Source organism: Streptomyces sp. NPDC087300, from assembly GCF_044744425.1.
GTDB lineage: Bacteria > Actinomycetota > Actinomycetes > Streptomycetales > Streptomycetaceae > Streptomyces.
This window is the reverse complement of record NZ_JBIUYI010000001.1, coordinates 868630-880779: the sequence shown is the minus strand read 5'-3', so window position 1 is coordinate 880779 and position 12150 is coordinate 868630. Positions and strand designations below refer to the sequence as shown.

Annotated in this window: 11 protein-coding genes; 8 read left to right on the top strand and 3 right to left on the bottom strand. The window is 72.5% G+C overall.

The features are described 5' to 3' along the window. Positions 1-42: 42 nt before the first annotated feature. On the bottom strand, positions 43-831 hold the full coding sequence (locus ACIO9J_RS03595; RefSeq protein WP_401991863.1) for a DeoR/GlpR family DNA-binding transcription regulator: 789 nt from the start codon (positions 829-831) through the stop codon (positions 43-45). Positions 832-1122: 291 nt separating this feature from the next. On the opposite strand from ACIO9J_RS03595, the gene ACIO9J_RS03590 reads away from it, so the two are divergent. From ACIO9J_RS03590 to ACIO9J_RS03555, 8 genes are all read left to right on the top strand, one after another. Continuing rightward, on the top strand, positions 1123-2442 hold the full coding sequence (locus tag ACIO9J_RS03590) for an MFS transporter (protein ID WP_401991860.1): 1320 nt from the start codon (positions 1123-1125) through the stop codon (positions 2440-2442). A 3-nt stretch (positions 2443-2445) separates the two neighbouring features. Continuing rightward, positions 2446-3981, top strand: coding sequence for an FGGY family carbohydrate kinase (locus ACIO9J_RS03585; protein ID WP_401991857.1), 1536 nt, complete (start codon positions 2446-2448; stop codon positions 3979-3981). Continuing rightward, entirely contained in the window at positions 3974-5515 is a 1542-nt protein-coding gene (locus ACIO9J_RS03580; RefSeq protein ID WP_401991854.1) for an FGGY-family carbohydrate kinase, read from the top strand. The genes ACIO9J_RS03585 and ACIO9J_RS03580 overlap by 8 nt, the downstream gene beginning before the upstream one ends. Next, positions 5512-6135: a histidine phosphatase family protein gene (locus tag ACIO9J_RS03575; RefSeq protein WP_401991851.1), complete on the top strand. Its 624-nt coding sequence runs from the start codon at positions 5512-5514 to the stop codon at positions 6133-6135. Before ACIO9J_RS03580 ends, ACIO9J_RS03575 begins: the two co-directional genes overlap by 4 nt. 48 nt (positions 6136-6183) lie before the next feature. Next, positions 6184-7233, top strand: a complete 1050-nt coding sequence (locus tag ACIO9J_RS03570) for a 2-hydroxyacid dehydrogenase (RefSeq protein ID WP_401991848.1) — start codon at positions 6184-6186, stop codon at positions 7231-7233. A gap of 143 nt (positions 7234-7376) precedes the next feature. Then, positions 7377-8243, top strand: a complete 867-nt coding sequence (locus ACIO9J_RS03565) for a phosphatidylinositol-specific phospholipase C/glycerophosphodiester phosphodiesterase family protein (protein WP_401991845.1) — start codon at positions 7377-7379, stop codon at positions 8241-8243. A 128-nt stretch (positions 8244-8371) separates the two neighbouring features. Beyond that, positions 8372-8566 (top strand): hypothetical protein, encoded by a 195-nt coding sequence (locus tag ACIO9J_RS03560; protein ID WP_401991842.1) that lies wholly within the window; start codon positions 8372-8374, stop codon positions 8564-8566. 108 nt (positions 8567-8674) lie between these two features. Continuing rightward, a complete protein-coding gene (locus ACIO9J_RS03555; protein ID WP_401991839.1) occupies positions 8675-10255 on the top strand; it encodes a hypothetical protein in 1581 nt (526 codons plus the stop codon). A 51-nt stretch (positions 10256-10306) separates the two neighbouring features. Here the strand turns inward: ACIO9J_RS03555 and ACIO9J_RS03550 are convergent, their stop codons facing one another. Both ACIO9J_RS03550 and ACIO9J_RS03545 read right to left on the bottom strand, forming a co-directional pair. Further along, positions 10307-11599, bottom strand: a complete 1293-nt coding sequence (locus tag ACIO9J_RS03550; RefSeq protein ID WP_401991836.1) for a phosphodiester glycosidase family protein — start codon at positions 11597-11599, stop codon at positions 10307-10309. A gap of 120 nt (positions 11600-11719) precedes the next feature. After that, positions 11720-12106 carry a DUF779 domain-containing protein gene (locus tag ACIO9J_RS03545; protein ID WP_401991834.1) on the bottom strand — a complete coding sequence of 129 codons (387 nt, stop codon included), beginning with the start codon at positions 12104-12106 and terminating at the stop codon, positions 11720-11722. Positions 12107-12150: the final 44 nt, after the last annotated feature.

Sequence of the window (12150 nt, the reverse complement as noted above, 5' to 3'; positions counted from 1 at the left end):
CGTCGCGCAGTTCCCCGCGCCCCTGACGGGGCCCGACCCGCGTCAGCCACGTGGCACCACCCGCACCTCCGTGCCACCCTGCCGGATCGCCCGGACCTCGTCCTGCGCGAGCCCGTCGTCCACCACCAGCAGGTCGAAGTCCGTCAGGGGCGCCAGGGCGTACAGGCCGTCGCGGGTGAACTTGGTGTGGTCGGCCAGCAGGATCCGGCGGGTGGCCGCCGCCATCATCGCGCGCTTGACCTGCACCGTCTCCGGAGACGTGTGGTAGCAGCGGCCGCGCGTCACCGCGGTCGTCGACATGAAGAGCACGTCCGCGCGGAACGCCTCGACGCTGTCCGCGGTGTGCAGGCCCATGAAGGCGTCGTACGCGGGGAAGTAGCTGCCCCCGAGGGCGATCAGTGAGACGCCCGGCTCCTTGGCGAGGGCCGTGATCGCGGGCAGCGAATTGGTGATCACCGTCAGCGGGGTGCGCTCGGTGAGCAGGCGCGTCAGGTGCAGACAGGTCGTGCTGTCGTCCAGGAGCACCGTCTGCCCCGGCACCAGCTCCCGCGCGGCCGCCCGCGCGAGGTGCTGCTTGGTCTGCGCCATCGTCGACATGCGTTCGGCGACGCTGCCGTGGAACTGCGCGGACGGCAGCCCCGTCGCGCCGCCGCGCACCTTGCGCAGCCAGCCCTGCGACTGGAGGAAGTCCAGGTCGCGGTGGATCGTCATGAGGCTCACGCCGAACTCGTCGGCGAGGTCGGCCGCGCGTACGAAACCGTTCGCGACCACCGATTCGCGGATGTGCCCGCGCCGCTCCTCGCGGACGTCCGCCCGGTCGGCCGTCGCCATGCCGCTCTCCTCGTCCGGCGCCCCGCGGCGCCCCGTGTGCCGGCCGCTGTATCGGCCCCTGTGCGTCATGCCCGTGTGAAATCGCCAAGTGATGATCTCATGGATTTCACAGTCCCTCAGGGCGGCGGCCGGGCCGCCCCGCTGCTCGGAGCCCGGGGACCTAAGCCCTCCTCACACGGCGAAAGACCCTCGTCACGGGAGATGTCCCCACGTGTTTGACGTGGGTTTTCGGCCAATTGTTAGCTCGGTCCTGCCAGCACTCGTCGCCGCCATTGTCGTAGGGGAGCTTCAATGACAAACACCCCGAGTTCCGTCTTCACACGACTCGGCATCCCGCCCGCCCTCTCCTGGGGATACCTGGGACTCCTGATCTTCATGACAGGTGTCGGCGTCGAGGCCGGCTACCTCTCGCCGTACCTGGAAGGCCTCGGCATCCCGGCAGCCGACGTCGCCATGGTCTTCACCGTGTACGGCGTCACGGGCGCGGTCGCCGCCTGGTTCGCCGGGGCGCTCTCCGACCTCTGGGGCCCGCGCCGCGTCATGTGGCTCGGCCTCGTCGCCTTCGCCGTCACCCACGTCTTCTTCCTGACGGTGGCCATCCCCAGCAAGGCGTATCCGCTGCTGCTCCTCGGCTACGGACTGCGCGGCCTGGCCTTCCCGCTCTTCGCGTACGCCTTCCTCGTGTGGATCGCCGCGGTCGCCCCGCAGCGCCAGATGGGCAGCGCCATGGGCTGGTTCTGGTCGGCGTTCTCCGCCGGTCTGCCCACCCTCGGCTCCCTCACCGCGAGCCTGCTGATCCCGCACGTCGGCGAGCTCGGCACGTTGTGGGCCGCGCTCGGCGTGGTCGTCGTCGGCGGGCTCGTACCGCTGCTCCTGATCCGCGAGCGCACCGGCTCCGCGCGCCTGGCGCCCGCGGGGGAGAGCCCCATGGCCGGGCTCGTCGGCAGCCTGACGATCCTCTACCGCGAGCCCCGGGTCGGCGCGGGCGCGGCGGTGCGGATGTTGAACACCGCCTCCCAGTTCGGCTTCCTGGTGATGCTGCCCGCCTGGTTCGTCTCGGAGATCGGGCTCAGCAACGCGCAGTGGCTGCGGCTGCTCGCCCTGATGTTCGCCACCAACATCGTCACCAACCTGCTCTTCGGGGTCGTCGGCGACAAGGTCGGCTGGCGCGCCACCGTCGCCTGGTTCGGTGGCGTCGGCTGCACCCTGTCCACGCTCGTCCTGTACTACGTGCCGTCCGCCGTCGGCTCGCAGTACGCCCTGTGCGTCCTGGTCGCCGTGTTCTACGGCGCCACGCTCTCCGGGTACGTGCCGCTCTCCGCGCTGATGACCGCCATCGCGCCCGCCCACAAGGGGCAGGCCATGGCCGCCCTGAACCTGGGCGCGGGCGCCTCGACCTTCGTGGGACCCCTCGTCGTCAGCCTCTTCCTCGGACCGCTCGGGGTCGGCGGCGTCGTATGGATCTTCGCCGGGTTCCACGCGGTCAGCGCCGTACTCACCCTGGCGCTGCGGACCACTACCCCCGCCGCCGACTCCGCGGTACGCCTGCCACAGCCGCTTCCCGCCGACGCCCAGGGACCCGTCGGCGCATCCGCCACGAAGGGACTGTGAACCATGTCCGTACTCGCCATCGACGTCGGCACCACGATGATCAAGTCGGTCGTCTTCGACGACCAGGGCAATGAACTCGCCGTCTCGCGCCTGGCCACCGAGGTGCACCGCCGCCACCCCGGCTGGGCGGAGCAGGACATGGACACCGTGTGGAACGCCGTCGTCTACACCGTCCGCAACGCGCTGTCCGACGTCACCGACCCCGTCTGGCTGGTGACGTTCACCGCGCAGGGCGACGGCGCCTGGCTCGTCGACGCCGCGGGACGGCCCACCGGGCCCGCGATCCTCTGGTCCGACGGGCGCGCGGGCGACATCCTCACCCGCTGGGAACGCGAGGGCGTCCTTGAAGAGGCGTTCCGCCGCAACGGCTCCCTGACGTGCAGCGGCATGCCCAACGCGATCTTCAGCTGGCTCGGCTCGCACGACCCGCAGCGGCTCGCGCGCTCGGCCGCCTCGCTGACCGCGGCGGGCTGGCTGTTCCTGCGCCTGACCGGCGTGGCCGCCATGGACGAGTCCGACGCCTCCGCTCCCTTCCTCGACCACGCCACCGGCGACTACGACCCCGAGACCGTCGCCCTGTTCGGCCTCAGCTCCTACGCCAGGCTGCTCCCCAAGGTCCTCGGTGAACAGGAGCGCATCGCCGAGATCACCTCCGAGGCGGCGGCCCAACTCGGCCTGCCCGCGGGGCTGCCTGTCGTCATGGCGCCCTACGACATCGCCTCCACGGCCCGTGGCGCCGGTGTCGTCAACCCGGGCCAGGCGTGCAGCATCCTCGGCACCACGCTGTGCACGGAGATCGTCCGCAAGGACGTCGACACCAGCGGCGAGCCGTCCGGCATCAACATCGCCTACCGCGGCCGCGAGCGCGTCCTGCGGGCCTTCCCCACCCTCAACGGCGCCGATGTCCTCAACTGGGCGGCGCGCACCCTGCACCTCGAAGGGCCCCCGGAACTGGCCGAGTTGGCGTTCGCCTCCGAACCCGGCGCCCGCGGCCTGATGTTCCTGCCCTACCTCTCCCCGGCGGGCGAGCGCGCACCCTTCCTCGATCCGCGCGCCCGCGGCGCCTTCTGGGGACTCTCCCTGGACCACACCCGCGCCGACATCGCCCGCGCCGTCTTCGACGGGCTCTCCCTCGTGCTGCGCGACTCCCTCGTCGCCTCCCGCACGGCCGTCACGGAACTGCGGCTGTGCGGCGGCGGCGCCAACAGTGCCGAGTGGTGCGCGCTCATCGCGGACGCGACCGGCGTGCCCACGGCCCGCTCCTCGGACACCGAACTCGGCGCCAAGGGCGCCTTCCTCACCGGTCTGGTCCTCAGCGGCGCCGAGTCGAGCATGCACAGCGCGGCCGCCAAGTACGTGCGGATGCGCAGCAGTTGGGAGCCGAACCCGGAGCGCTCCGGCTACTACGCGGACCTCTACGAGTCGTTCCTGACCTGGCGGACCCTCGCCCGCGACGCGGGCTGGGCCGCGGGCGCCGCCCCCTTCCCCGGACCCCGTACGGCAGCACAGCAAGCACAGCAAGGAGCACACCGTGCCTGACCAACCACCCCAGGGCGCCACACTGCCCCCGGACGCCGTCTGGCTCGGGCTCGACCTCGGCACCCAGAGCGCCCGCTGCGTCGCCGTCGACTCCGCCGGCGAGGTGCTCGCCGCCGCGTCCAGGCCGCTGACGAGCCGACGCGAGGGCAACCGGCACGAGCAGGACCCCGAGCAGTGGTGGAGCGCGCTCGCCGAAGCCTGCCGCGAGGCGCTCTCCGGCATCGACGCGGGACGGGTCCGCGGGCTCGCGATCGACGGCACCTCCGGCACGATCCTCCTCGCCGACGCGTCGGGCACCCCGCTCACGCCGGGCCTGATGTACGACGACGGGCGCGCCGCCGACCAGGCCGTACGCGCCAACGCGGCGGGCGGGGACATCTGGCGGGAGCTCGGCTACCGCTCCATGCAGCCGTCCTGGGCGCTGCCCAAACTGCTCTGGCTCCTGGAGCACGGGACCGCGGCGGCCGGTACGGGGGTCCGGCTGCTGCACCAGCCCGACCTGATCACCTGGAGGCTCGCCGGACACCAGGTGCCCAGCGACGCGAGCCACGCCCTGAAGACCGGCTACCACCTCATCGAGGAGCACTGGCCGAAGCAGGCGTTCGCCGAACTCGGCGTCCCCGAAGGCCTGTTGCCCGACGTCGTACGACCCGGCAGCGTCCTCGGCGCGGTCTGCGCGGCGGCCGCCGAGGCGACCGGCATCCCCGAGGGCACCGCCGTCGTCGCGGGCATGACCGACGGCTGCGCGGCCCAGATCGGCGCGGGCGCCCTCACCCCGGGCGCCTGGAACTCCGTGCTCGGCACCACCCTCGTCTTCAAGGGCATGAGCCCCCACCTGGTGCGCGACCCGGGCGGCGTCGTCTACTGCCACCGCGGCCCCGGCGACAGCTGGCTGCCCGGCGGCGCGTCCAGCAGCGGCGCGGGCGTCGTGGCCCGCGAATTCCCGGGCGCCGACCTCGACGAACTGACCGTCCTGGCCAGTGAGTCCGACACGGACGCGGTCGCCTACCCGCTGGTGTCCACCGGCGGCGAACGCTTCCCGTTCCGCGCACCGGACGCCACGCCCTTCGTCATCGGCGAACCCGCCGACGAGGCCGAGCGCTTCCACGCCCACCTCCTCGGCGTCGCCTGCGTCGAACGGCTCTGCTTCGACTACCTCGACCTGATCGGCGCCCCCGTCGACGGCCCCCTCACCCTCACTGGCGGCGGCGCCCGCAACCGCTACTGGAACCGGCTGCGCGCCGACGTCCTCGGCCGCCCCGTCTGGGTCCCCGAACAGGCCGAGGGCGCCATCGGCATGGCGGTGCTCGCGGCCACCGCCGACGGCGCGACCGTGCGGGACGCGGCGGCCGCCATGGTCCGCTCCGGCGAGGAGATCTTCCCCGACCCCGCGCGCACCGCCCGCTGGGCGCCCGTCTACCTCGGCTTCGTCGACGCGCTCGTCGGGCGCGGCTGGCTGGACCCGGCCGTCGCCGCACACGCACGGGAACGCGCGCACCGCACGCGCGCCACACAGGAAAGGGCAGGGCAGTGACCGACTTCATTCTCGTACGCCATGGGGAGACCGTCTGGCACGACGGCAACCGCTACGCGGGACGCACCGACGTGGACCTCACCTCGCGCGGCCTCCTCCAGGCGGCAGCGCTCGGCGCCTGGGCCGCGGGGGAGCGCATCGACGCCGTGGTCAGCTCGCCGCTGAGCCGCGCCCGGCTCACCGCGGCGCCCGCCGCCGACACGCTCGGCCTCCTGCCCCGGATCGACGAGCGGCTGATCGAAGTCGACTTCGGCCGGGGCGAGGGGCTGACCAGGGACGAGATGCGCGAGCGGTTCCCCGAGGAGCTCGCCGCCTTCCTGCGCGACCCGGTCGCCCACCACCTGCCCGGCGGCGAGGACCCGCGCGCCGCGGCGGAGCGGGCGGGCGAGAGCCTCGCCGACCTGGCGGCGGAGTTCCCCGAGGGCCGGATCCTCGTGGTCGCGCACTCCACCCTCGTACGGCTGCTGCTGTGCCGCCAGTTGGGCATCCCGCTCGCCGACTACCGCCGGGTCTTCCCCGCGTTGCACAACGGCACCCTCACCGAACTGCGGCTGCGCGAGGGCCAGATGTCGCTCATCCGCTTCAACGCGCCGGCCGCCGTCGCCCCCGTACTCGCGTAACGCCCCGCACGACCTCGCCCCGCACCACCTCGCAGAGAGAAGCCCCCCATGAGCACCACCGTCCTGGCCGCAGGAGACCACTTCGTCCTGCCCCGCCTGCTCACCGAAGAGGTCCGCGGGGCGACCGAGGGCACCAGCGCCGTCGACGTCCGCGAGATCACGCTGCCCTGGCCGCACACCCCCTTCGGCCCTGTCGGCGAGGTCGACGAGGCGTCCGGCACCGAGGACGAGCTCATCGCGGCCCTCCAGGGCGTCGAGGTCTGCGTCACGCAGATGGCGCCCCTCACCGAGCGCGTCCTCGCCAACTGCCCCGACCTGAAGCTCATGTGCATCAGCCGCGGCGGCCCGGTCAACGCCAACCTGGAGGCGGCGACCCGGCACGGCGTCGCCGTCTGCTACGCCCCCGGACGCAACGCCGTCGCCACCGCCGAGCACACCCTCACCCTGCTCCTCGCGGCCGCGCGCGGCGTCGGCGACACGCACAGCGACCTGCGGCGCGGCGTCTGGCGCGGCGACTACTACGACTACGACAACTGCGGCATCGAGATCGAGGGCGCCACCGTAGGCCTGATCGGCTACGGCGCCATCGGCAGCCGCGTCGCCAAGGTCCTGGTCGCGATGGGCGCGCACGTCCTGGTCCACGACCCCTACGTACGGCCCGAGGCGCTCGCGGGCATCGCCGAGCAGGTGTCCCTGGACGAGCTGCTCACCCGCTCCCGCGTCGTCTCGCTGCACGCGCGCGTGACGCCGGAGACCACCGGCATGATCGGCGCCGCGCAGCTCTCGAAGATGCCGCGCGGCTCCGTCCTCGTCAACTGCGCCCGGGGCGCGCTGCTCGACTACGAAGCGGTCTGCGACGCCCTGGACTGCGGGCAGCTCGCGGGCGCCGCCTTCGACGTCTACCCGCAGGAGCCGGTGCCCGCCGACTCGCGCCTCCTGAAGACACCCGGCATCGTCATGACCCCGCACATCGCGGGCGCCAGCCAGGAGGTCGCGCACAAGGCCGCCCGGATCGTGGCCGGCGAGGTCGGCCGCTTCCTGCGCGGCGAACCGCTCGCGCACTGCGCCAACCCCGAGGTGTTCGCGGACCGGGCGTGAACGCACGGCATCGATAGCGCCAACTCCCGTACGGGCAGGGTTGCCGGGCAGGGGCGGGGCCGCATACTCACTGAGGCTCCGCCCATCGTCGTACCCGCGCGTCGCACCCCGACGCCGTACCCACTCGCCCCCGGGAGGCAGACATGGCACTCACCACCCGTCGCAGAGCCCTCACCACCCTCGGCGCCGCCCTGGCGGGCAGCATCGCGCTGCCCGCCTACGCGCAGGCGGGCGAGCGCGGCCACCACCCCTGGCCCCGCCCGCTGGTCCGCGCCCACGCGCACAACGACTACGACCACCCCCGGCCCCTGTTCGACGCGCTCGACCACCGCTTCAACAGCGTCGAGGCCGACATCTACCTCGTGGACGGCCAACTCCTCGTCGCCCACGACCCGGTGGACCTCGACCCCACCCGCACCCTCGAATCCCTCTACCTGGACCCCCTGGCGGCCCGCGTCCGCGCCCAGCACGGGTCCGTGTACCGGGGCTTTCACCGCACGCCCTTCCAGCTCCTGATCGACATCAAGACCGAGGGCGCGTCGACGTACGCCGAACTCCACCGCCATCTGCGGCCCTACCGCCGCCTCTTCACGACGTACACGTACGGCAAGGTCCGCCGCTCCGCGATCACCGCGGTGGTCTCGGGCGACCGCGCGGCCCGCGCCCCGATGGAGGCGCAGAAGATCAGGCACGCCTTCTACGACGGCCGCCTCACCGACCTCGGCACCGCTGCGCCCGCCTCGCTCATCCCGCTGATCAGCGACAACTGGACGCTCAACTTCGGCTGGCAGGGCACGGGTCCGATGCCCGCCGCCGAGCGGGACAAGCTGCGCGGCATCGTCTCCGCGGCCCACGCGCGCGGCCAGCGCGTCCGCTTCTGGGCGACGCCCGACCTGGCGGGACCGCAGCGCGACGCCGTCTGGGGCGAGCTGCTCGCCGCCGGTGTCGACCACCTCAACACCGATGACCTCGCGGGCCTGGAGACGTTCCTCGACGCGCACGGCCGGTGACCATCACGGATCAACACCCGCACCAATAGCACCCGTTCGGAGCACAGGTCAGACGCCCGGACGGCCCCTCCGCTGCGCCACACTGACGGCCGGAAGCCGCGTGCCGCGTGGCGGAGGAGGTACGTCCGGTGGCTGTCTCGATCTCTGTGGTGCTGTTGCTCGTGATCCTGGCGGTGGTCTTCCTGCGCAGCGGCGCACTGAAGTTCTCGCACGCGCTGGTCTGTGCGCTCCTCGGCTTCTTCCTCGCGGGTTCGAGCATGGCGCCGACCATCCACGACGGTCTGACGGCCACGGCCGACATCGTCAGCGGACTGCGCCCGTGAGCCCGCGCTCCGGACACTGAGGGTCGGGGACGGGCCGTTCCTTTCGGGTTCGTGAACAACTCTCATGTTTTCATGGACACTTCAAGGGGCGGGCCCTAGCTTCGGCGCATGCCACGCACGCCTCGTACGCCACGCATGCTCGTCCTGATCGCGACGGCCGCCGCCGCGACCCTCGTCGCCCCGGGACCCGCGAGGGCCGACGACATCCCGAAGGCGCCCGGCCACCGGCTCGTCGAGCAGTACGATGGCGCGCCGGCCGCCGCCCGTCCGCTGCCCGGCACCCCGCCGCCCCAACACCCCTACCTCGCGGCCAACGGCCGCAGCGGGATGCACGCCGACGCGGCGGGCAGCGGCACGTACCCCTGGAGCGGGCCGCTGGGGGCGAAGCCCGCCGTCGACAGCGAGAAGATGGCGGCGCTCGGCGGCGAGTGCGCGACGGTCACCTTCGACAAGGACGGCCGCATCGTCACCGTCTGCGGCACCTTCACGGGCTTCCTGGTCAAACTGCTCGACCCCAGGACGCTCGACACGCTCGCCGAGTACAAGCTGCCGCAGCGCCCTTCGACCGTCGAGGCGATCACCCGGCTCGACTTCTCCAGGATCTTCAAGGACACCTCGGGCGGCGCCTATTCCTACCTCGACGACCAGGACAGGCTCGTCCTCGCCGACTCGCGCCAGCACATCGTCAGGCTCGCCCACGAACGGACGGCCGACGGCGGATGGCGCTTCGTCGTCGACAAGGAGTGGGACCTCACGGCGCACGTCCCGCACGACTGCGTGACCTGGACGAACCTCTACCCGAGCGGGGAGTGTGACCCGGTGACCTCGGTGATGCCGGACTGGGAGGGGCGCATCTGGTGGGTGACGCGGCATGGGCGGATCGGCACCGTCGATCCCAGGACCGATGCCGTGCGGGCGATCCGTCTTGACGGCGAGGAGATCCAGAACTCGTTCTCCGTCGCCGACGACGGCGTGTCGATCGTCTCCGACCACGCGCTCTACAGCTTCCGGGCGGGGCCCGACGGCACTCCGCGAGCCGTCTGGCGCGAGACGTACGACCGGGGCACCGGGACCAAGCCCGGTTCCGTCAACCAGGGTTCGGGCACCACGCCCGACCTCTTCGGCGAGGACGACGACTACGTCGCGATCACCGACAACGCCGACGACCGCATGAACGTCCTCGTCTACCGGCGCGGCGCGGACGTCCCCGCGGCCGACCGGCTGGTCTGCAAGGTGCCAGTCTTCGGCGCGGGCGCGTCCACCACCGACAACTCCCTGATCACCTGGGGCGACAGCATCGTCGTCGAGAACAACTACGGCTACGAGAACATCACCTCGCTCACCTTCGGGCGCAGCGTCGTCGGCGGGGTCAGCAGGATCGACGTGCGCGAGGACGGCAGCGGCTGCGACACGGTCTGGGAGAGCGGTGTGCGCTCCCCGTCCACCGTGCCCAAACTCTCCACCGCGAACGGCCTGTTGTACTTCTACACGAAGGAACCCAACAGCCTCGGCGTCGACGCCTGGTACCTGACCGCGGTCGACTTCCGTACCGGCGGGACCAAGTGGAAGCGGCTCGCCGGTACGGGCATCGCCTATGACAACAACTGGGCGCCCGTGACGCTGGGGCCCGACGGGACCGCCTACGTGGGCGTCTTCAACGGGCTCGTCGCGGTGCGCGACACGGAATGACACGACCCGGGACGACCGGCCCGGTATGACGCGACCCGCCGGGCGGCTCCGTCACTTACGGGAGAACACGCCGATGCCGTTCGGTACCGGGCGCTCCGCCCCGCCGCTGGGGTTGTTGCGCACGGTCACGGCGTCGGCGCCCGGTGACCGCGCCACCAGGGTCGACGTGGCGGAGACCAGCGTCGAGGAGCCGCCGCCGTCCAGGCTGAAGCCGTCCGTAGCACCCAGCCCCTTGAGCGTGTCGGCGATTTCGGCGATGGTCAGGCCGCCCCGGAACTCGGGCGAGCCGTCGAGGGAGAGCAGCAGTAGACGGCGTCCGTGGTCGGAGATCCCGGCCGCCGTGCGCACCGCCGACGTGGTCGGGTCGAGACCGGGCAGCGGTGCGCCGTCGCGCAGCACCGGGTAGCCGCCGAGCGCGAAGCGGAACGGTATGTGCGAACCGGCCGCCACCAGCCGGTGGTCGACCCGCACCCGTTCGCCGAGCGACAGCTTCCGCAGCTGCTGCGCGCCCGCCTCACGGCCGACCAGCACGGTGCTGCCGTCGGCTATCGGGCCGCTGCCCGGCGCGTCGGCCGAGGCCACGACACGCCCGCCGCGGACCGTCACCTCGTGCGTGTCCGTACTGCACGGCGCGCCGCGGCTGGTGTCGGTGCCGCAGGTGGCGCGCACCCGGGAGACGGCGCCCCAGTCGCTGGTGAACGCGCCGACGGAACCGACGGGCAGCGCGTACTGGTTGAGCCCGCCGAGCCGCAGCCGCGCGTCCCGGGTGCGGATCCGCCCGTCAAGCGTCAGGTCGTCCATGCGCGCACGCCGGTCGTAACCGACTCCCAGTACGGCCTTGGTGGTCACGCCCGGCGGCATGGCCGGTCCGAAGCGCTGGCCGTCCGGTACGGCCGCCTTGAGCGCGTGACCGTTCGCGACGGCGGGGCCGACAGGGGCGCCGGTCGCCTCCACGCCCGGATGCTGGGTCTCTGTGATGTTGAAGAAGTCGCCGTTGATCCCGCCGACCGCGCCGACGTCGTCGGCGAGCGTCGAGACGGGCGCCCGCGCGGCGACCTTGCCCGGGTAGAGCAGCCCGACGCTCGCCCGCGGATCGCGCAGGTCGACGTCGAGCACATGGGCACGGGCCGTGCCGCGCGCGGTCGGTATGTCGAAGTAGCCGTAGGACACGCCCGGCGCTATCGCGGACGTCCTGGGCGCCGCGGTACCGGCCGCGACCCCCTGTGAAGCGCCGCTGGCCGGTGCCGCTCCGGTGAGAGCGGCACCGGCCAGGGTGCCGAGTGCGGTCAGTGCGGTGACTGCCGTTCTGACCGCTCTGAACCGACTTCCACGTCGTCTCGTCACTGTCCCACCCTTGGTGTACTCCGGTGTTCCCCGGTGTCTCCGGGCCGTCAACGGCCCCAGTGTGAGGGGCCGTTGAGGAGTGCACCAGAGGGCGGTGACGGGCCGCTTCCGGCGCGGACGCTAGCTGCCGACCAGCCGGGAACGGATCAGGAAACGCACGCCTTCCGGCGCCTCGAGGGAGAAGCCGCTGCCCCGCCCGGGAACGACGTCCACGATCAGCCGGGTGTGGCTCCACACCTCGTACTGGCTCTTCGACATCCAGAACGGGACGGGCGCGGCGACCCCCTCGACCGTCAGCGAGGCGAGCCGCACGTCGGAGGCCCCGGTGCGGAACTCGCCCTCGGGGTAGCACATCGGCGCACTGCCGTCGCAGCAGCCGCCGGACTGGTGGAACATCAGCGGCCCGTGGTCCTGGGTAAGGCGCCGCACCAGGTCGGCGGCGTCGGGGGTGAACTCCACGCGCGGGCTGCCGTGCGGCTCGTCCGGGTCGTTCTCTTCGTGGGCCATGAACCCAGCACAGCGCGCGGGACGTTGCAACGAGGTTGCACGGC